Origin of the sequence: Actinomycetospora sp. NBC_00405 (assembly GCF_036044095.1) — a bacterium.
Lineage (GTDB): Bacteria > Actinomycetota > Actinomycetes > Mycobacteriales > Pseudonocardiaceae > Actinomycetospora > Actinomycetospora callitridis.
Genome location: NZ_CP107938.1, coordinates 5933290 through 5951552 on the forward strand (window position 1 = coordinate 5933290; position 18263 = coordinate 5951552).

The 18263-nt window shown below is 68.2% G+C and carries 20 protein-coding genes and 2 pseudogenes; 10 read left to right on the forward strand and 12 right to left on the reverse strand.

The window, feature by feature from the left end; genetic code table 11:
• Nucleotides 1–82 precede the first annotated feature (82 nt).
• On the reverse strand, nt 83–1078 hold the full coding sequence (locus OG774_RS29310) for an SDR family oxidoreductase (RefSeq protein WP_328305836.1): 996 nt from the start codon (nt 1076–1078) through the stop codon (nt 83–85).
• 68 nt (nt 1079–1146) lie between these two features.
• Nucleotides 1147–1869, reverse strand: coding sequence for a DUF3159 domain-containing protein (locus OG774_RS29315; protein WP_328305837.1), 723 nt, complete (start codon nt 1867–1869; stop codon nt 1147–1149).
• 169 nt (nt 1870–2038) lie between these two features.
• On the opposite strand from OG774_RS29315, the gene OG774_RS29320 reads away from it, so the two are divergent.
• Both OG774_RS29320 and OG774_RS29325 read left to right on the forward strand, forming a co-directional pair.
• Nucleotides 2039–2920: a helix-turn-helix transcriptional regulator gene (locus OG774_RS29320; RefSeq protein WP_328311211.1), complete on the forward strand. Its 882-nt coding sequence runs from the start codon at nt 2039–2041 to the stop codon at nt 2918–2920.
• Between the two features lie 555 nt (nt 2921–3475).
• Nucleotides 3476–3682: a universal stress protein gene (locus OG774_RS29325; protein WP_328305838.1), complete on the forward strand. Its 207-nt coding sequence runs from the start codon at nt 3476–3478 to the stop codon at nt 3680–3682.
• 94 nt (nt 3683–3776) lie between these two features.
• Here the strand turns inward: OG774_RS29325 and OG774_RS29330 are convergent, their stop codons facing one another.
• Nucleotides 3777–4679 (reverse strand): slipin family protein, encoded by a 903-nt coding sequence (locus OG774_RS29330; RefSeq protein WP_328311213.1) that lies wholly within the window; start codon nt 4677–4679, stop codon nt 3777–3779.
• An 862-nt stretch (nt 4680–5541) separates the two neighbouring features.
• Between OG774_RS29330 and OG774_RS29335 the strand changes: the two genes are divergently transcribed.
• The gene (locus OG774_RS29335; protein ID WP_328305839.1) at nt 5542–5733 is read left to right on the forward strand and encodes a DUF1918 domain-containing protein; all 192 of its coding nucleotides are present in this window, start codon (nt 5542–5544) and stop codon (nt 5731–5733) included.
• 96 nt (nt 5734–5829) lie between these two features.
• Entirely contained in the window at nt 5830–6147 is a 318-nt protein-coding gene (locus tag OG774_RS29935) for a PASTA domain-containing protein (RefSeq protein WP_442873923.1), read from the forward strand.
• Between the two features lie 123 nt (nt 6148–6270).
• Here the strand turns inward: OG774_RS29935 and OG774_RS29940 are convergent.
• Nucleotides 6271–6396 (reverse strand): annotated as a pseudogene (locus OG774_RS29940) (hypothetical protein); the annotation flags it as partial.
• Nucleotides 6397–6562: 166 nt separating this feature from the next.
• Here OG774_RS29940 and OG774_RS29340 point away from each other — a divergent pair.
• Complete coding sequence (locus tag OG774_RS29340) at nt 6563–6721, forward strand: hypothetical protein (RefSeq protein WP_328305840.1); 159 nt, start codon at nt 6563–6565, stop codon at nt 6719–6721.
• A gap of 169 nt (nt 6722–6890) precedes the next feature.
• On the opposite strand, the gene OG774_RS29345 is transcribed toward OG774_RS29340, so the two are convergent.
• From OG774_RS29345 to OG774_RS29365, 5 genes are all read right to left on the reverse strand, one after another.
• Nucleotides 6891–7103 carry a hypothetical protein gene (locus tag OG774_RS29345; RefSeq protein ID WP_328305841.1) on the reverse strand — a complete coding sequence of 71 codons (213 nt, stop codon included), beginning with the start codon at nt 7101–7103 and terminating at the stop codon, nt 6891–6893.
• 4 nt (nt 7104–7107) lie between these two features.
• The gene (locus tag OG774_RS29350) at nt 7108–7428 is read right to left on the reverse strand and encodes a DUF6247 family protein (protein ID WP_328305842.1); all 321 of its coding nucleotides are present in this window, start codon (nt 7426–7428) and stop codon (nt 7108–7110) included.
• Between the two features lie 526 nt (nt 7429–7954).
• Nucleotides 7955–8626 (reverse strand): hypothetical protein, encoded by a 672-nt coding sequence (locus OG774_RS29355; protein WP_328305843.1) that lies wholly within the window; start codon nt 8624–8626, stop codon nt 7955–7957.
• 282 nt (nt 8627–8908) lie between these two features.
• Entirely contained in the window at nt 8909–9655 is a 747-nt protein-coding gene (locus OG774_RS29360; protein ID WP_328305844.1) for an ANTAR domain-containing protein, read from the reverse strand.
• 456 nt (nt 9656–10111) lie between these two features.
• Nucleotides 10112–10312 (reverse strand): ANTAR domain-containing protein, encoded by a 201-nt coding sequence (locus OG774_RS29365; RefSeq protein ID WP_328305845.1) that lies wholly within the window; start codon nt 10310–10312, stop codon nt 10112–10114.
• A gap of 647 nt (nt 10313–10959) precedes the next feature.
• Between OG774_RS29365 and OG774_RS29370 the strand changes: the two genes are divergently transcribed.
• The 3 genes from OG774_RS29370 (at nt 10960) to OG774_RS29380 (ending at nt 14269) form a co-directional block, all read left to right on the forward strand.
• Nucleotides 10960–12198 carry a hypothetical protein gene (locus OG774_RS29370; protein WP_328305846.1) on the forward strand — a complete coding sequence of 413 codons (1239 nt, stop codon included), beginning with the start codon at nt 10960–10962 and terminating at the stop codon, nt 12196–12198.
• Nucleotides 12199–12405: 207 nt separating this feature from the next.
• Complete coding sequence (locus OG774_RS29375; protein ID WP_328305847.1) at nt 12406–13320, forward strand: hypothetical protein; 915 nt, start codon at nt 12406–12408, stop codon at nt 13318–13320.
• 133 nt (nt 13321–13453) lie between these two features.
• Nucleotides 13454–14269 (forward strand): hypothetical protein, encoded by an 816-nt coding sequence (locus OG774_RS29380; protein ID WP_328305848.1) that lies wholly within the window; start codon nt 13454–13456, stop codon nt 14267–14269.
• A 30-nt stretch (nt 14270–14299) separates the two neighbouring features.
• Here OG774_RS29380 and OG774_RS29385 read toward each other — a convergent pair whose 3' ends face one another.
• Genes OG774_RS29385 through OG774_RS29395 form a run of 3 tightly spaced genes read right to left on the reverse strand, consistent with a single transcriptional unit; the run spans nt 14300 to nt 17392 of the window.
• Nucleotides 14300–15604 carry a pentapeptide repeat-containing protein gene (locus OG774_RS29385; RefSeq protein WP_328305849.1) on the reverse strand — a complete coding sequence of 435 codons (1305 nt, stop codon included), beginning with the start codon at nt 15602–15604 and terminating at the stop codon, nt 14300–14302.
• Nucleotides 15544–16296: a class I SAM-dependent methyltransferase gene (locus tag OG774_RS29390; protein WP_328305850.1), complete on the reverse strand. Its 753-nt coding sequence runs from the start codon at nt 16294–16296 to the stop codon at nt 15544–15546. Before OG774_RS29390 ends, OG774_RS29385 begins: the two co-directional genes overlap by 61 nt.
• A complete protein-coding gene (locus tag OG774_RS29395; protein ID WP_328305851.1) occupies nt 16280–17392 on the reverse strand; it encodes a hypothetical protein in 1113 nt (370 codons plus the stop codon). Before OG774_RS29395 ends, OG774_RS29390 begins: the two co-directional genes overlap by 17 nt.
• Before the next feature lie 182 nt (nt 17393–17574).
• Here OG774_RS29395 and OG774_RS29400 point away from each other — a divergent pair, with 182 nt between their 5' ends.
• The gene (locus tag OG774_RS29400; RefSeq protein WP_328305852.1) at nt 17575–17979 is read left to right on the forward strand and encodes a hypothetical protein; all 405 of its coding nucleotides are present in this window, start codon (nt 17575–17577) and stop codon (nt 17977–17979) included.
• Nucleotides 17979–18221, forward strand: a pseudogene (locus OG774_RS29405) (WhiB family transcriptional regulator); the annotation flags it as partial. The gene OG774_RS29400 and the pseudogene OG774_RS29405, both read left to right, overlap by 1 nt.
• Between the last annotated feature and the right edge of the window lie 42 nt (nt 18222–18263).

The window sequence follows — 18263 nt, forward strand, 5'->3', positions numbered from 1 at the left end:
CGATGGCGCCGTGCGGGGCGACCTCCGGCTCGCGCGCGACGCCTTTCAAGCTCGAGGCGTCGCGCGCGGCTCGGTGCGAGGCTCAGTGCTGTCGGACGCGGCGGGGCGCGGGCGCGTCGTCGGCCGTGGTGGGGGCGGCGCTGTCGACGGGGACGCCGGCGAGCTCCAGGGAGACCTGCCAGATGCGGGCGGCCTCGTCGGTGCTGCGCAGGGGACGGTAGAGGCGCTGTTCGGCGGGGGCGCCGCCCAAGTTGCCGAGCCCGCCGGGCCCGTAGAAGTGCCCACCGCGGGCCTGCGGAGAGGTCGCGGCGTAGAGGGCGGGGAGTCCGGCGCTGTCGGCGGTTCCGACCAGGATGCCGCGGGCGGACAGGGCACCGATGAACCGCCGCCCTCGGGCCGGCTGGTCGCGCCCGAGCTCGGCGCGCGGGGCGAGCAGGCTGGTCGGGGCGACTCCCGGGTGGGAGATGTTGCTGGTGATGCCCCAGCCCTCGGCGTGGCTACGGCGGTCGAGCTCGAGGGCGAACAGCCCGAACGCGATCTTCGACTGGGAGTACGCGGCCATCCCGCCGGCGTAGGAGTTCTGCCACTGCAGGTCGTCCCAGTTGATGCGCCCGCTACGCGCGGCGACGCTGAGCTGGGAGGTCACCCGCGCCCGGCCCGCGCGCAGCAGGGGCAGCAGGTGCGCGATGAGGGCGACGTGGCCGAGGTGGTTGGTGCCGAACTGCAGCTCGAACCCGTCGGCGGTGGTCTGCCGGTCGGGCGGGGTCATGACGCCGGCATTGTTGATCAGGAGGTGGATCGGGCGGCCCTCGTCGCGCAGGGTCGCGCCGAGCGCGGCGGTCGAGGCGAGGGAGGACAGGTCAAGCTCGCGCAGCGACACAGCTGCCCCGGGGGTCTGCTCGCGGATCGCCGCGATCGCAGCCTGGCCCTTGCGCGGGTTGCGCACGGGCAGGACGACCTCGGCGCCGGCGGCGGCGAGCCTGCGGGCGATCCCGAGCCCGATGCCGTCGCTGGCGCCGGTGACCATGGCGCGCTTGCCGGTGAGGTCGGGGACGTCGATGTCAGGGGTGCGGGACATGGTTGCTCCTGGGGTGAGGTGTTCGGGTCTAGGCCGGCCATCGAGCGGCGGAGGTCAGGCGACGAGGGTCAGGCGACGGCGGGGGCGCTGTACGTGATCGCGCGGCGGGCGGCGACGACGGTGACCGCGGCGAGGGCGGCGAACACCGGTGCGGCGGCGACGCCGAGGGCGGCCAGGACCGCGGGTTGGTTCGCGAGGTAGGCCACGTCGCGCAGGGCGAGGTTGACCGCGTGGAGCGCGACGCCGGCCAGCGTGGTGAGGGTGTAGACGCGCAGCAGCCGGGGGTGCTCGTGCCAGTCGGCGGGGCCGCCGACCACGCGGTTGAACAGCATCCCGGTCACCGGTCGGCGTACGAGCACCGAGCCGAGGAAGACCACGCCCATCACGGCGGGGATCAGGGTGGGGAGCAGGAAGAAGGCCCGGGCCTCGCCGGAGAACGCGGCGATGCCGGCGCAGACGCCGGCCACGGCCAGGCCGACCAGCGCGCCCCGCAGCGGCTCCCGGCGGACGAGCTGCACACCGAAGGCCGCGGGAGCAGCGACGGCGAGGGCGATGAACGCCCAGATCAGTCCGCCGGCGGCGTCGGCGACGACGAAGGCGACGGCGGGTGCGGCGGCGACGAGGATCCCCGCGACGCCTCCGGAGCGGGCCAGGCTGCCGCGCATCGCCGCCGAGAGCGTCGTCGCCTCCTCACCGCCGGCCGGCTCGTCGGCGCTGCGGTCCGTCGAGCGGTCGAGCGGGACGGGCACGGTGGGGTCGAGTGACACGGTGGGGGTGAGGTCGTTCGGCACGGGGAGCTCCGCGGGTCGGTGGCTGTGTGCCGATGACGTTCGCGGGTCGGCGGGGAGACAGCCACGGCCTGCTGATCAGTGTCTGAGCGGGCCGCCCCTCGGGCCGGAGAGGGGGATCGACGGGCCGTGGCTGCGCGGGGCCGCAGGCGGTAGACACGTTGGCGTGGAGATCGACCGGACCGGCCTGGCGGCGTTCCTGCGACGCCGGCGCGAGTCGCTGCAGCCCGAGGACGTCGGCCTGCCGCGCGGTCAGCGCCGCCGGACGAGCGGGCTGCGGCGCGAGGAGGTCGCGGCCCTGTGCCACATGTCGACCGACTACTACGCGCGTCTCGAGCGGGAGCGCGGCCCGCAGCCCTCGGAGCAGATGATCGCCTCGATCGCCCAGGGGCTGCATCTCTCGCTCGCCGAGCGTGACCACCTGTTCCGGCTCGCCGGGCAGCACCCGCCGGCCCGGGGTGTGGTTAGCGAGCACATCAGCCCGGGCCTGTTGCGGATCCTCGACCGGCTCACCGACACCCCGGCGGAGATCGTCACCGAGCTCGGCGAGACGCTGCGTCAGACCCCGCTCGGGGTCGCCCTCACCGGCGACACGACCCGCCACACCGGGCCCGCGCGCAGCATCGGCTACCGCTGGTTCACCGACCCCGCCGCCCGTGCGCTCTTCCCGCCCGGGGACCATGCGCTGCTCTCCCGGCGCTACGTCTCCGGGCTGCGCTCAGTCGTCGCGCTGCGGGGCCCGGATTCGCGGGCCGCGCACCTCGCCGAGCTGCTCCTGCCGCAGAGCGAGGAGTTCCGCACGCTGTGGGAGACGCACGAGATCGGTGTACGGCCCGACGGCCTCAAGCGCCTCGTGCACCCCGAGGTTGGCGCGTTGGAGCTGCACTGCCAGACGCTGCTCGACCCCGAGCAATCCCACCTGCTGTTGGTCTTTACGGCGGTCCCGGGCAGCGAGAGCTACGACAAGCTGCAGCTGCTCTCGGTCATCGGGGCCCACTCCGCTGCCTGGCACCAGCACGGCGAGCCGGCGCACCTCCAGCCCGAGGAGCTCTGATGTCGACGATGATCTCGTCGTCGATCCCAAGGGCGCACATCGAACCTGGCCGCCCACCTGCCCGTGCCCGACGCCTTCGACGACCACCGCCCGCACGCCGCGGTGGTGATCTCTACGCCGGGAAGCAGCGGTAACCGACGCCGCGAGCCGGGAGTAAATGGCCGGTAGCGCGGCCTCGGCTCACACGTAAGATCGCTCCGTAGAGCTGTGAGCAGCGGAAAGGGTGCGCCGTCAGGGACTCGAACCCCGAACCCAGTGGACGAGAGCCTCGGCCTGCGCGGTGACGTCTGGTGCTCGTTTGTGCTGGTCAGCATCGGTGCTGCTGCTCATCGATCATCGGCGGTGGAGTGACGGTGGCGGCCGTGGTGTGACGTAAGCGGTCCCTAAGCGTGCCGTCGGCCGTTGAAGCGGGTCGGAGCGGCGACCGCCCCGAGCGGCCGTCGGGGAGGTTGCTCGGCACTAGCGATGCCGCGGGCGCCGAGCTATTCGATCGTCTCCACGAGGTCGGGCTGCCTTGGCGGGGTGGGCGGCGACGGTGGCTCGGAGGACCTCGAGGTGACGCTCCTCGAGCGCCCGGGCCCGGTGGATCGCGATCCGGCGGACACCGTGCTCGAGGAGATCGACCAGCGTCCCGACGTGCAGCGGCTGGTGATCGGCATGAAGCGCCGCTCGCCGGTGAGCAAGGCGCTGCTCGGGAGCGCCGCCCAGCGCCTCCTGCTCGACAGCCCCGTCCCCATCCTGGCGGTGAAGGCCGAGACCTGAGCCGCCCGATTGGTGTCCTCGTGCGCGGGCTGTCCTTGGACGGCCCGCGCACGGTTGTGCGTGCGAGCCGGGCGATGTGTGCCCCCGAGCAGGGTCACCTCCGGGTGGCGCGTGCCGGCGTCTTCCTCCGGGATCGTGGCCGGGGGCGTGGCCGAACTGGCAGGCGGGTCGTCGAGCGGAGACCCGACCGGGTTCGTGCCGTGGACCCGGTCAGATCCCGGAGGGGGAGGGGCGGCGCAGCCCCTGCTGCGGTCCGGTCCCTCGCGGTCGGGGCCTGGTTCTCCTCGGGGGTGACGCGCTCGAGGAACCGCAGCAGTTCGACGGGAAAGGGCAGCACGAGTGTCGAGTTCTTCTCGGCCGCGACCTCCACGACCGTTTCCAGGAGGCGGAGCTGCAGGGAGGCCGGGTGGTCCGACATCGTCTCCGCGGCCTCGGAGAGCGTCGCCGCCGCCTGGCGTTCGCCGTCAGCGGTGATGACGCGAGCGCGACGTTCACGCTCGGCCTCGGCCTGACGCGACATGGAACGCTTCATCGACTCGGGCAGGGAGACGTCCTTGATCTCGACGCGGTCGATGTGCAGGCCCCAGTCCATTACCGGGGTGTCGATCATCAGCTCGAGGCCCTGGTTGAGCTTCTCCCGGTTGCTGAGCAGATCGTCGAGGTCGCTCTTCCCGATGATCGACCGCAGCGACGTCTGGGCGAGCTGCCCGACGGCGGACATGTAGTCCTGCACGTCCACCGCCACGCGGACGGGATCGACCACCCGGAAGTAGATGACCGCGTCGACCCGCACGGTGACGTTGTCGCGGGTGATCCCGTCCTGCGCCGGGACCGGCAGGGTCACGATCTGCATGTTGACCTTCGTCATCCGGTCCGCGAACGGCCAGAGCAGGACGATCCCGGGCGCTCTCGTGGTGCCGGGCTCCACCCTGCCGAACCGGAACACGACTCCGCGCTCGTACTGGCGGACGATCCGCATGCTCGTCCCGACCAGCATCGCGGCCACCAGGAGAACGGCAGCGCAGAGCGCAAGGGCAACGATCATTTCGCCACTTCCCTCACCGCGCGGCCTCCCATCCGAGAGGAAGCCGCCGGGAAAAGGTAGCGCAGCGAAAGCCGGGAAGCCCTGCTCGTCAGCACGATTCGGTCGGTGGGATGTGGTCTGCGCGGGCCCTTCTCCGGGACCTCACGTGGGCCGAGGAGGGTGTCGCCATCTCGCTGACCAACCCGGAGGCATTCGATGCCGATCGCGTCCGATGTTCGGCCGCACCGTCGGGCCGGCGAAAGGAGGCAGGCATGACCCCGAACCCGTGGCAGTGGAGGCCACCGATGCTGAACTCGAGGACGCGGCCGCGGCTCTGCAGCCTGCGCTCCTGAGGGGCGCCTCGACCTCGACGAGACCGATGTCCGCCGACCGCGGCCTATGCGGCGCGCTACCGCCACGAACTCGTCTCCTTGCTCGACGACCTTCCCAACACCGGCGGAACCGGTCGATCCTCGACGTCGACCAGGCGTCCGGTTGCCGTGGTGGCGGCCCTCGCGCTGGGGCTCGGGCTCCCGATCGGCATCGCCACCGGCTCCTGGCGGTCCCGGCCGAGCAGGACCACAGCGTCGCGCGAGGCACGGTCTCGGGTCGGGCCGGCGTGGGCGCACCATCTGGCCCCTCGCGACGGCGTGGCCGGGCCGGTGTCGTTCTGGCTTCCACCGGGAGGCGTTAGAGCAGGACGGCCGGGGCGATCAGCGGAGCCTCTCGCCGTCTCATCGAGGCTGCGCGTTGACATCCGCTCGTCGACGCGCCGATCGTAGGACGTTGCTCGAGATGGAGCTGCTCGGAGCTGGAGGGAAGAAGGCGAGCTCGCATGCGTGGCAACGTCGGAGACCGGATCATCCAGCACAGCCGACGGGTCGATCAGGCTGATCGGGTCGGCACGATCGTGGAAGTGCACGGCGAGGACGGCCCGTTCTTGGTGCGCTTCGAAGGGCGGGACCCGTGCCTGGTCTTCCCGGGCCCGGACGCCGAGATCGCCGTGGTGACCGAGCACTCGAGATGACCGCGGACGATCAGGTCGCGTCTCGTTCCTTTGACTCGGCGCGACACCCTGTTCTGTGCGCGCCCGAGCTCGGGTCGAGGGCCGCGGGGAGATGGCATGGGTCGGCGGCGCCCGGGTGCTGAGGTACCCGATCTCAGCGGTCTCACCGTGACGGCTGCCGAGGACGCGGTGCTCGACGCCGGTCTGTTGCCTCGGCGAGTGGCGCAGGGCTCGGACGTCCCATGCGCCCGCTGCCAGGACGGCACGGTCGTGTGCGGGCAGCGTCCTCGCCCGCACGCGCGCATGGCCGCCGGTAACCGGGTGTGCTTCTGGTGTGCGCCCACCGGGGATGACCCGCCCGACGACGGTCGTGGGGGCTCTCGGGTGCCGCGAGGTCCCCGTCCCTTATCGCCGACGGGCTCCAAGCCGTTCTGACCGTGCGGGCGGCGGGGGCCACGCCGCAGCTCACGACCTGCCCCGGTCCGCGAGCGGGCCGCACCTGGCGCGACGTCTACGAGAGCGTTCAATGTCCTCGTCGGCGGCTCGAGGTCGGGCACCTCACGAGGGGCAGTAGATCCAGGAGGTCACGATCAACCGGCGCCCGTCAGGGTCGACGAAGGTCATCCCGTCATAGTCGGCCCAGCAGGCGGTGGGGGCGACCGGGTACCGACCGGCGGCCGCGAGGCGCGCGACGACGTCCTACCGGCTCCCGGCGTCGGGCAGGCAGAGCACGAACTCGTCGGTTGTGGTGGCAAGTAGAGCCTGGTGCGGCGCGACGGTGTGACGTAAGCGGGCCGTCGGACATCACCGTCGACGGTCACGCGTCGGCCCGGTACGAGCAGCACTGTCGGTGCAGACCGCCTGCACCTCGAGCTCGCCGACCGCCGCGTCCGCCTGCGCCGCGGGTTTCTTCCGCGCCACGCCGGCCGAGGTTCTCGCCGCGCTCAAGCGCACTGAGGCCCGCGAACATCTCCTCGGGTACACCGAGTTCCCCGAGGCCGAGGAGTGACGGACAAGCGTGAAGCTGTCCGAGAGGCACGAGGTGATGCCGCTCGAGGTGGTCAACACCGCCTGATGAAGCCACGCTGCGCGCCCTACGGTGGAGCGGGCACGTTCTCACGCCGGAGGCCCTGCGCTCAGACGAAGGTCACCTGGACGACGGGAACGATGCGGTCCCGTTAGACCACGTGGAAGACGACCTGGCCAGTGCCATCAGGTCCGATGGTCGAGACGCGCAGGCCCGTCGGGTTGGAGGGGACGAGCGGCGTGCCGACTGTCCATGGCGAGAGCTCGAGGGCTGCCCGTAGCTCGGCGAAGGCAGCGAGCAGCTCAGGTGGGAGAGCCTCGATCGAGGCTTGCACGTCCTCGCCGACCGGCTCGACGACGTACACGTGACTAGAGGCCGGCCTTGGTGCTGGTGACCTCGAGGGGCTCGTCCTGGGGGGAGGGTTCGCCGGTGGCGATCTGAGCGGCATGGCGGACGGTGCGGCGGTAGGCCGCAGGGGCGGTTTGCAGAATCGCGATGCCTCGCCAGCGCTCGACGACCTCGAGGACGACCTCGAGCTGCAGCGAGGTGCGGGCGTCGTCGAGAGCTGCTCGGTACTCGGCGATGAACCGCTCCGCGTCGTGGGGGAGCAGCCACTGTTTGACCACGGCTGGGGACGCCCCAGCGGCCAGCGGGTGCGGCGCCGGCTCTGGCTGGGCTGCGGCGGTCATAGGTCGACGGTAGCGCCGACCTCCGACATAGAGGAGTGGCGGTCACAGCGACAGGCCGGAAGACCCCCGAAGCTGGTCATGTCGGGGTCAGTGCGTGAAGTGAACGGCCCGCCGGACGGCCTTGGAGTCACATCGAAGATCGCTTCGTAGAGCTGTGAGCTGCGAGATGGGTGCGCCGTCAGGGACTCGAACCCCGAACCCAGTGATTCTCGACGGGGAGATTTATGGAGTCACCGTCGATCCGCGACTAACCCGGCCGACCTGCGAGAACGGGCTACCGGTTCTTCGCGCGTTTCTCGCGGCTCCTGGACCGTCGGCGGACGAATGTCATGGGTACTTGCTGGGTCGATCTTGTTCAGCAGTCGGCTCGATCAGCTCGCGACCAACCGCGGGTGACGGCCCAGAGGTTCAGCCGGCGCTCCTGCTGACTCCTGTGGACGCCGAGTCGACGGCCCATCGCTCAGCAGAGCCACGGCTGCGAGAGCCGCTTGAGGTAGCTGCGGGCCGCGCCGGCTCCGTCGTCGTACTAGTCCGCGGGGAGAGGGTTGGGCGCGAAGGGTGCCGGGGATCGGGATGTGCTCGGCTCGGCATCCGAGTCGAGTTCGGTTGCGGAATCGCTGTTGATATCAGCAAGGCAGTGGCTCAGAGTCCGCTCATCGAGTCCTGCTCTGGCCGCCCGATCGAGCACCTCCGCAGTCTCGCGATCGATCTCGGCTTGGTCCCGGGTTGTTCGCTGTCGAGCACGGCGCAGTGTTTCGCGGAGACGGTCGACGGCCTCGTTCGCCCGCGCCACCTCCTCGGATGCGCGGTCCAGGCTTGCTTCTGCGCGGTCCAGACCTCTAGCCGTAACCACTCCGATCGCGCGGGCGAGGTCGTCCAAGAAGGTCTCGCGCTCGTCGGCCTGCCGCTCGCGTTCGTCGGCCTGCCGGTCGCGTTCGTCGGCCTGCCGCTCACGCTCGTCGGCCTGGTGCTCTCGTTGCCCAGCTTCGGCGTCCCGGTGGTCAGCACGGCGCTCGCGCTCGTAGGCGGCCGAACCTCGCGGGTCTGCGAGGGCATCCCGGGCGTCGGCGCCTACCTGCCCGTGGTCAGCGCCCTCCCCGCCCTCCACCCGACTTCTCGTTGGCTGCAACAGATGCGCCTTCAAGGCGCCATCCAGTGGCGCGGTGGTAGCTGGAACCTTCTCCATGGTCTCCGCCAACCTGCGAACTTAGGCGCGCGTGGTGTCTGGGGCTCGACACAGTGTGCTCCCGGTGGCGTGTCGCCGGGAAACGCGATGAGCCGATGCGCCCCGCGCGCAACGGTGGCTCAGGCGCGACAGTCGTTCAACAGCTCAACCGGTCGTTCGGCCTCTTCGGCGGCGATGGCAGCAGATGGGACCTACCGCACCAGGTCGGGAGTCACCAGCGATCGTCGTCCTGCGATGGGAGGCGATCACAGTATTGCGGCAGGCGCGCACGACCTGAGAAGTGCCGGTGCGGGATCAACCGCCGTGGTCCTGATCGGAGGCACGCCGGGCAGCGCTCTTGCCGACTTCGCTGGTGAGCCAGCGGGCGACGTCGGTGAGTTTCATGTTGGTGTCCTGGGAGGACTTGACCAGCATCTGGAACGCGGCCTCGTCGTCGAGGGAGAACCGTTCCATCAGGATGCCCTTGGCCTGCCCGATCTGGTCGCGGCTGTCCACGGCCCGCTGCAGGTTCGCTGCCGTGTCGGCGCCGTAGAGCAGCATCGCGGCCTGGATGCCGAACAGCCCGGCCAGGGTGCGGGCGTGCTCGTCGAAGGCGTCCGCGGTGGCCGAGTACAGGTTCAGCGCGGCCCGCGGGCCCCCGTTGGTCGAGAGCTGGGTCGACATCAGCGCCCGGTAGCCGGCCTCGACCGCGAGCGGGGCGAACCGGGGCCACCGCTGGGCGTCGTCGCCGGCGAGGTCGCGGGCGATCACGATCCCGTCCTCGGGCGGGTCCTTGATCGCGGAGATGCAGGGGCCTTCGTTGAGCTCGCTCTGGGTGCGGTCGAGCTTGCCGATCGTCTCGCTCGTGGGGTGGCGGGTCTCGATGTGCCCGTGGTGGGTGATGGAGATGCTGCCCGCGTCCACCCCGGGGATCGTGGCCACGGCCGAGGTGACGATCTGCCCGAGCGTCTCCTCGAGGTCGCGGATGCTGCGCCGGCTCGCCAGGCCGCGGGCGGCCTGGCGGAGGGCGGTGACGAGTTCGTCGTGCTGACGGGGGTCCATGTGGGTCCCACCTTGAAGATCGCGGCGGGGACGAGCGCGACAGGTCAACGATGCTGGTGCGCCGAGCAGAGCCGAAGCGACATGGGCTGCGTTCTGCCCGCCACCCGCAGGTCAGTCGGGACGCACATGAACAACGGGACCACCGGGAGCTCTCCTAGCCAGCGGAGCGCTCCACGTCCGGTCGGCGCCCGTCAAGTCGAGCGCTGTGGCCGCCACCGTACAGAGTCCGGGCAATCTCAGCAGTCCCGTGCTGGTTCGATGAGCCTGCTCTTGCCGCTTCTCGTCCAAGCCGGCCCCGCCTTCACGGGGTCTGGGGAGGCGCCCAACACCGTCTCGTCCGGTCGCGTCGGTGAACCGACTCGCCCTGCCCGGCTCACCATGGCGACGTGCTCCACAGACAACGGGGTCGCGCTGTCGCACGCTCGGCGGCGGCCCGCCCGTCGTTGCGATGTTCGCTCAGCGCCTGGGTGTCCTGACTTCGTGGAGCACCTGGGTGGCAATCTCGGCCGGCGTCAGCGCCGAGGCCTCAGCACGCCGTCGGATGGCGATAACGGCTTCGTCCATGCTGATCCCGAGCCGCTCCGAGAGCACGCCCTCAGCCTGGTGGAGCTCGTCGTCCTCGTGCCAGCTGAGGTCATGGCCGTCAGAGGTGTCCATCGGTCCGCCTTCGGTCGAGGCTGCGTCTACATAGCGGGCGGCGGGGTCCAGGCCGGGTCTGGCCGGCTCACCCTGGCCGAGCTACACCGCCTCGTCCATGCCCCGCCATCGATCGGCCTAGGGGTCTCTCCCTCGGCGGCGCGGGCTCTGCCCTGCCGGGCCGTTCGTGCGGGTGCAAGCGCCCCTGCCGTCGAGGACGGGCGTCTGCGCTGCCGGGTGGCGCTTGCGGCCGTGCGGGCGGTCTGGCAGCCCTCGGGCGCGTCGTCGAGGGTGGGGCCCCGCCCCGACCACCACTTCCCCGAGCTCGTCGCCGTCGAGGGCTCTCCTGAGGTCGGTGCCCTGGTCCAGGGCGGAGCGCCTGGCCGCCGGAGGCCGATGCTCGTCCTGCTCCTGGTCGCTTCCGTGGCCCAGGTCGTCGCTGTCGCCGCTGTGGTGGCCGGCCCGGGGGCCGGCCGCGCGGCACGGGACGAAGTCAGGAGTGAGAGCGTGGCCGGCCCGGAAGGGCCGGCCACCGCCGGCGCGCCAGCGCCGGCTCTGACCGCTGGTGGTGCCCGGTGAGCGGGGCGGCTCTCGGTAATGGGCGAACAGGTCTTCACAAGACCAGGTCCCGCCGGGGAGCCAACGAGCGACTGAGTCCGGGTGAGCGGGTGGCGAAGGCCCAGCACCGACGCGAGACCCGCTGGGGGCGACGGTCGCAGCTGCGGCCCATCACCAGCCTGCGCCGGGTCCGGAACTGCGGCACCCCGCTTGACCCCGACGGCGGGGTCACGCTCGCGCTCACGACGGGCGAGGACGGCTCCCGCTCGGCCGGCTACTCCGGGCTCGCGTCATGCGGGTCGGTGTGGAGCTGCCCGCAGTGCGCCGCGAAGATCGCCACCCGGCGGGCGGACGAGCTGTCCAAGGTGATGCGCGCGGTCGACGGGGCCGGCGGGTCGGCCTTCCTTTTGACCCTGACCATGCGCCACTCGCGCGGGGACCGGCTCGGGCTGAGCAAGGACGAGCGCGCCCGGCTGCGCCGCCTCGAGGAGAACCGCTCGCTGTACGAAGCGGCCAATGCGAACCACTGGGACTTCGACGAGCGCGAAGCTGAGGCCGAAGCGATCGAGGAGAACACCCTGCGCCAGGCCCGTGGCTGCTGGGACGTCCTGTCCGACGCCTGGGCGCGCGTCACCTCGGGCGGAGCGTGGCAGGCCGATCAGGAGCTGTTTGGCGGGTTACTGGGCTGGGCTCGGGTCGTGGAGGTCACCGACGGCGACAACGGCTGGCACGTTCACGTCCACGCTCTGCTTTGCTTCGGCGCCCAGGTCTCCGCCGAGCTTGTCGCCGGCAGCGTCGGCGCTCGCATGTTCGCCCGTTGGCGTGGCGCGCTGGAGCGCAAGGGTTTCGACGCGTCCGATGATCACGGGTGGGACCTGCGCCGTGTGCAGCTCGGGGACGGCGACCTGGCCGACTACTTCACCAAGATCGCCCACGAAGTCACCGGATCGCACCGCAAGGAAGGCCAGCGGGCCGGTGGCCGGACTCCGATGCAGCTCCTCGCCGACGCGGTCGACACCTACGAGGAGTCGGCCATGGCGCGCTGGTGGGAGTGGGAGCAGTCCAGCGAGGGCCGGCGACAACTGACGTGGTCCACCGGACGGCGGGACCTGCGCAGGCTCGCCATGCTCGGGGAAGAGGCTACCGACGAAGACATCGCCGCGGAGGACCTGGACGCCGACAGCCGTCTCGCGCTGAGCGGCGACACCTGGGACTGCGTACAGCGTAACAACCGCGCGTGCGAGCTGCTTAGCGTCGCAGAGAACGACGGGCTCGACGCGGCGCGGACATGGCTGAAGGATCGCGGCCTGCTGTGGAGCGATGCACCGACGCCACCGCTACGACGTTGACAATGACTAACGACAGCGCGCCGAGATAGCTCATGTGGGACCGGGATCGCGCAACTCAACGTTTCTGGCAGCGACACGAGCATACCAGCTAAATCTCACCCAAGCAGCGCTATGACGGAAGGCGGTACGAGTGCGAGTATCACGGGTGTGACGTTGATTCTAACGTGCATAACGCCGTCCTGCGTCGTTCAAGCGTCGGACCGCCGTTTGACGACGATGAGAGGAGAACTATTTGAAGAGAAGGAGAATAAGGCGACTCTGCTGTGCAACCACGCAACATTTGCGTACACGGGGCTTGCGGACATGGGCGTCACCGAGAAAACTCACGAGCTGTTGCTTCGGTCCCTCGGCGTCCACGGGTCAAAGAACTTCGACGGTGTTCTGGACGAGCTTGGAAGGAACGCAACGAGAGCGGTCCGTTCGCTGGTTCTGCCAGGTGTTGCGCGTGCGGATCGAGCCAAGGTGAGGCGCACCGCCTTCGTTGGTGCTGGTTTCCTTGAACCTCGCAAGCCTGATCTGTCTGGTCTAGATCCGTCTCCCGACGGGCTACAATCATTCATTTGCTTGGTGAGCAATGCGCAAACCCTAGCCGCTGGCTGGGAGGAGGAGGCGAGCCGGGACTTCAGCGTCGAGCTTCAATTCGTACCCCAAGGCCACCTCGTGTTGCACGCCACCGGAGTGGGTCTTTCGCCTGACTACCGTCGTCGGCTCGTCAAGGTAGTACGGCGATGCGTTAGGCGTGGCCTTTCCCCCAACTCGATCGCAAGGCTGCTGACCCGGGCCATTCGAGCGGTTAGTAGCTGGAATGGCGCAGTGGGGGGTAATGTAATGAGCACTATTGTGCGAAGGGCCGACGCGAGGAAGAGGTTCGAGGGCGTCTCTGGCTCCGCGATTCCGCTCGTACCGGAACTTTTTAACGAGGCTCAATTCTTCAAGCTCGTCAAGGACGACCGTTCTCAGTGGATTTACTGCCCTCGCGATTTCGCCGACCGGGTGCATTACATGCCGAATGTGGCGTGTAATGGCCTGCAGATGACGACTGGACTTTTCGGGCCCGAGGGCCTTGTGGCTGAAGCGCAGGACGAGTTGGGAGAGCCGAACACGAGGAGACGACGGCGCTAGCCGACCGATTTGCCGGGCTCGATAGGAGTTGTTCAAAGGCCGGTCGGGTCAGAAGACCTAATAGCGCCGGCCAGCTCAACGCAGCTATCGGCGTCCTTCGAGCTGTCACGATGGTGTAGCTGGATCATGTATCTTGGTCGCGATCTTGCCTAATGGCGCGGTCTACTGCGAAGGATGTACTTTGAATCTCGTTGAGCTTTTACTGGGTGGCGCAATTGGCGTGGTTCTCGGGATGACGGTACAAGCCTACTTCAAGCCTCTCACCTCGTTGGTCGAGCGGAAGGGGCGAGAGTCGCTTCCCGGCCATTCACCGATATACGTACACGTCGATCGTGACCCGCGCGTCATCTGGTCGGGTGATCCGGATTGGATTGGCTTCTCAGTATATGTCGACGATCCACTTCGTATCAATGAGTCGGGCGCACCGACGGGACGCGATGCATGGCTGGAGTGGGCCAGTGTACTGAATGCGGTCGATGCGCTAACGACTCCGCTGAGGGTCACCGTCCAAGCGAGGGTCGAGGCGGCAGTCGTGGTGGAGAACGTGCGCGTCGCGAAACACCGAACAATCGAGCTTCAAGAAGGAATTATCCTAACAAGAGGGGTCGGGGGTGCGGACTTGGAACCCCGACGCCTTGAGATCGACCTAGATTGGGGTGAGCAGCCGTTGACTACTTGGCGCAACCCGTCAGGTGATGTCGGTAAGCCCCTGACCGCGAAGCTTGCGGCGGGGGACATCGAGCAGGTTCATATCTGGGCCAATGCCCAAGATTCGGAGCACGCTATCTGGCACGAGTGGTCAATTGAGCTAGAAATGCTCGTTGAAGGAGTACGTCGGACCCAGACGATCGACGACGACGGGCGGCCGTTCGTCACTGTTTCTCCAGGGAGGCTTCCGCGCCGTGTGAACTACGGTGGCACATCCGACTGGGGAGATTGGCCAAGCTAGCTCCTTCCGGCTCACGTCGGCTTCGCGGTTTCAGTCGGAGAAGTCTGGAGGATGCGAATCTGCACTCATTGCAGAATAAGTTGGATGCGCCGCATCAAGATCTGCTCGAAAAATTCGGAGCTGATTCGGCTCGGTCGACCGAAATCCTTCCAGGTTGATGAAGCCGCCAATCGCCTGCACGCCAGCGAAGTTCACCAAACCGTCGCCAGAAGCTTCGGCGTGGTAGAGCCGTACCTCGCCGCCTGATATCGTCGATCCGGAGAATTGGATTCCGCCGCCTGTGACCTTGGTTCCATTGAAGCGCACTAATGCGCCGGAAAACGAGGAGTGGGCGAGATCGAGCCAGCCATCTTGAATTTCCACGCATACAAAGTCTATCTCGCCGCCGGAAAAGTCGGAACCAGCGAACTGAACTACTGCACCGTCAACGATGCTCGCGCTGTTGAAGTCGATGGCGGCTCCGGAGAAACTGGCGGCGGTGAAGTCGACAACTCCACCTTCAAAGGAGGCGTCGCGAAAGTCGACGAAGCCGCCCGAGGGAAAGGTGGCACCTTCGAAGGAGATCATTGTGGTGCTATCGAAAATACATCCTTTGAAGTCTGCCGAATCCACTACCGCGCGCTTGAAGTCAAAGGTGTGTCCGCGCCACGTAACTTCCGCTCCAGGCCGCAGGCGATCTGCGATAAGTCGAAAGGCTGTTGCGCGGACGCCCTTTTCTCGATGTTGCTCCGCCACGTCGGGTCGTTTCCAAGGTAGCTTGGATGGTGTTGGAGTCGAATATGGCATCTGCAGATAACTGCAAAGAACGCTGATGCACATTTGGCGCCCAGCAGCCCAGTCGTCTGCTAGGTTAGCTAATGCATGGAGCCCAGAAAGTCGCACCGCTGCTCGCTCGGAGCCGAGCTGGTCGGCCGCTCGCCCGAACCGCTCGGTGAGGAGCTTTGTATTCTCGCGAGCTGAGTCCGCTTCCTTACGGCGGTCCTCGGCTTCGTTGAGCCGCTGTTTCCGGTACGCCACGACGAGTGCGACCACACCGCCGACACCTGCAACCGTAGCGAGGGCAATCTTTACTATATCGAGGCGATCCCGCGCTTCGAACCCGCCGGCTCTTAGGTCAGGCTGGCCAAGCAGCCACCAAACACTAACGAACGAGAAGATTGCGACGAGAATCGCCAAGAAGAGTGCAGCGGCAACGTTCAAGCCTAGAGGCAGTCTGAACCGACGGTCCTCCTTGCCTTCTTTGCCTGCAGCGCTTGACTTGGGTGGCGATTCGCTCACCTGTCTCGCCGAGCAGAGATCAAGAGGAACAGTGGTTTGACGAAATTCTTCGCCCACCAGGGATCAGTACTAAGTACTGCTGCCCGGGGATGCGGTTCCTCTAGTCCAGAAATTAGGAAACCCGCTCGGAGTAGAGCGCTTGCGTAGAACTCGAGCGATCGAAAGTTCATGTGTACCTCGTCCGGGGACTCGACTCCTGCGACCTTGAAAGGCTGCGAGATCGTCCTCTCCGAGAAGTACGTTGTGACTGGGATCGAGCCCGAAGCGTCACGCTCGGCGTGCGCTGTGTAGAAGCACGGATGCAGCATCAGCGCAACGAGCTTTCCGCCGGGGCGCAGGACGCGACCCAATTCGGCGAGCGCGCGGCCCGGGTCCGAGACGTCGCTCAGGACGTGGTTGCAGATGACGAGGTCGAAGCTGTCGTCCGGCTCGGGCAGGTTTTCGAGACTTGCAACCTCGTACCGAAGGCCCAGGCGCTCGGCGTCCTCGTGGGTCCGGGCGGCAGCGATGAGCGAGTCGGAGATGTCTGCGCCCACGACCCGCGCGCCTCGCTCGGCGAGTAGCCGGCCCATGTAGCCCTCGCCACAGCCGGCGTCGAGCACGTCCAGACCCTCACAGGGGCCGACGGCGTCGAGCACCGCGTCGTTAGTCAGCTCGGTGCGGTAGCGGTCCAGGTCCTCGCGGATGATCTTTACCCAGAAGTCGGCGTTCCGTGCGTAGGTGTCGGACTCGCTACCACTGCTGGTCAAAGCCACTGCCTCCGACTGCGCTCGCCGTCCCGTCAAGTTCTCCGAGGATAGCGTCGCAGGCGGTAGCAGCCTCCGGCAGCAAGACCCGCTCGCGACGAGCTCGCAGCCTTGACCGGAGGTGGTCGCGACGGAGACCGAACGTCTCGTCGCGGGCGATGATCGTTGGGATCGACGTCTCCGCGAGGTAGATCAAGTAGGCGTCGTTGTACTCGTCCACCTCGCGGATCACCTCGTCCGCGGTGTGACGCAGGAGCAGGGACCGCGGCAAGGAGAAGTCCGGCGTCGGCTTCGCGTCGTGTGTGTAGGTCGGGAACGCCCAGTCCTCGACCATCGCCAGTAGGGGAGAGGACTTCACCGAACGGCTGTAGCCGGCGGCCAGGTCAGCATCGTTGGTCGCCATGATTTGACCGATGACGGAGCTGCGAAACGCGAGTGCGGTGCTCCGATTGACATCGTCCGCGTTCACGCTCGTCGGCTTGCCCGTGCTCCGCGAGATGTGGTGAAGGAGATTGGCCTGAGCGACGATGGCGTGGAAGGAATTCGATCGGCTGCTGAGCTGATCGACCATCACCGTGGCTGCAACCACGAGTGGACCGGCGTCGACAAGCAGGGCGTCGCTGTCGTTCGTGCCGAACACGAACCCGAGCGCATAGTCCTGTTCTCGACCCCAGAAGCGAGCCAGGTGTGCCGCAGCTTGGCGGACGTCACCGTCGAGCACGCACGCCGCGGTGTCGAGCGCGTTGCTGAGGTACTGCTCAGGGACACGGCGCTCCTGAACCAACCGACGGAAGGCCGTGGTGTCGACCTCGACGTCCTGGTTACTGAGCCGGTCAGCGAGGCGGCTGCGGCGGTCGGCGAGGGAATAGCCGAGGACGTACTCCCCGACACCGGGCACCACCGCCACGATGGCCTGTAGTGAGCTGCCCTTCACGCGGTCGAGCCAGTCAGGGTTGTCCCACAGGCGGCACACGGTGCTCTCGTCCAGGCCGGCGAGGAACGCAACGTCCGCCATTCCGAATCCCGAGGACTCGGCGATGCGTGCGAGGGACGTCGGTGCGACAGCCATAGCCGTGACCTCGAATTCGGCGGCGAGCAATTGCTACTCATTCTAGACAAGGCAACTGCGTAGGACAAGGGCATTTGCGTGCGCGCAAGTGGCTCTCGCCGGATCGAGTGGGAGGCGTGCGGCGAAGCGCAGATGACGAATTAAGGGGCCGCATCCCAAGCTGTTTCTGTCACCGCACACGGCGGTCTCGAAGCAGAGGGACGGCGAGAAACATGTTCGAGTTCAACGCACCGATCGACACCAGTCAGATGCAGGCCATCGCGACCGGCCACGCGCAGACGATGGAACGCTGGGAGGACGGCCCGAACGGTCGCCGCTCCTCGGGCCAGGCGCTGATCGACGAGGCGACCAACGCGCCGGTCCGTATCTACGACGTGATGCTGCCGACCGGCCGGGACGGGCGTCACGAGCTGCACGGGGTCCGGGTGGCCTCGCACGAGGTTCCGGAGCTGGCCCCGTACTCGCCGGTGGAACTGCCCGGGCTGACTGCGAAGGTCCGGCAGGCCCGCAACGGCGGCAAGGGGGTCGACGTCTCGTTCACCGCGGACGGGATCACCCCGGCGGTCGGCTCGGCCCCGCGTCCGTCCCGCCGTTCGTCCGAGGGCGAGGCCGCGTGATGGGTTGGCAGACCCGCGGTGCGTGCCGCGACAAGGACCCGGAGCTGTTCTTCCCACCCGACGAGGGTCAGGGCCTCGACGAGGCCGCGGCGGTACAGGAGCAGGTGGCGGCCGCCCGGCAGGTGTGCCGGTTGTGCCCGGTGCAGCGGGAGTGCCTGGCCTGGGCGCTGGACTCCGGTCAGGACCACGGCATCTGGGCCGCCACGACGCCCGGTGAACGCCGGCTGATGCGCCGGCTGCGCATGGCCGGCGTCCCGGACCCGGTCGCCGACGCCGAGCCGATG

Bases quoted from the DNA above. Each gene is read 5' to 3' on its own strand.
- OG774_RS29310 (WP_328305836.1), bottom strand. From the start codon at position 1,078: ATGTCCCGCACCCCTGACATCGACGTCCCCGACCTCACCGGCAAGCGC.
- OG774_RS29935 (WP_442873923.1), top strand. From the start codon at position 5,830: ATGGGTCGGCGGCGCCCGGGTGCTGAGGTACCCGATCTCAGCGGTCTC.
- OG774_RS29360 (WP_328305844.1), bottom strand. From the start codon at position 9,655: ATGGACCCCCGTCAGCACGACGAACTCGTCACCGCCCTCCGCCAGGCC.
- OG774_RS29335 (WP_328305839.1), top strand. From the start codon at position 5,542: ATGCGTGGCAACGTCGGAGACCGGATCATCCAGCACAGCCGACGGGTC.
- OG774_RS29330 (WP_328311213.1), bottom strand. From the start codon at position 4,679: ATGCTGGTCGGGACGAGCATGCGGATCGTCCGCCAGTACGAGCGCGGA.
- OG774_RS29400 (WP_328305852.1), top strand. From the start codon at position 17,575: ATGTTCGAGTTCAACGCACCGATCGACACCAGTCAGATGCAGGCCATC.
- OG774_RS29365 (WP_328305845.1), bottom strand. From the start codon at position 10,312: ATGGACACCTCTGACGGCCATGACCTCAGCTGGCACGAGGACGACGAG.
- OG774_RS29350 (WP_328305842.1), bottom strand. From the start codon at position 7,428: ATGACCGCCGCAGCCCAGCCAGAGCCGGCGCCGCACCCGCTGGCCGCT.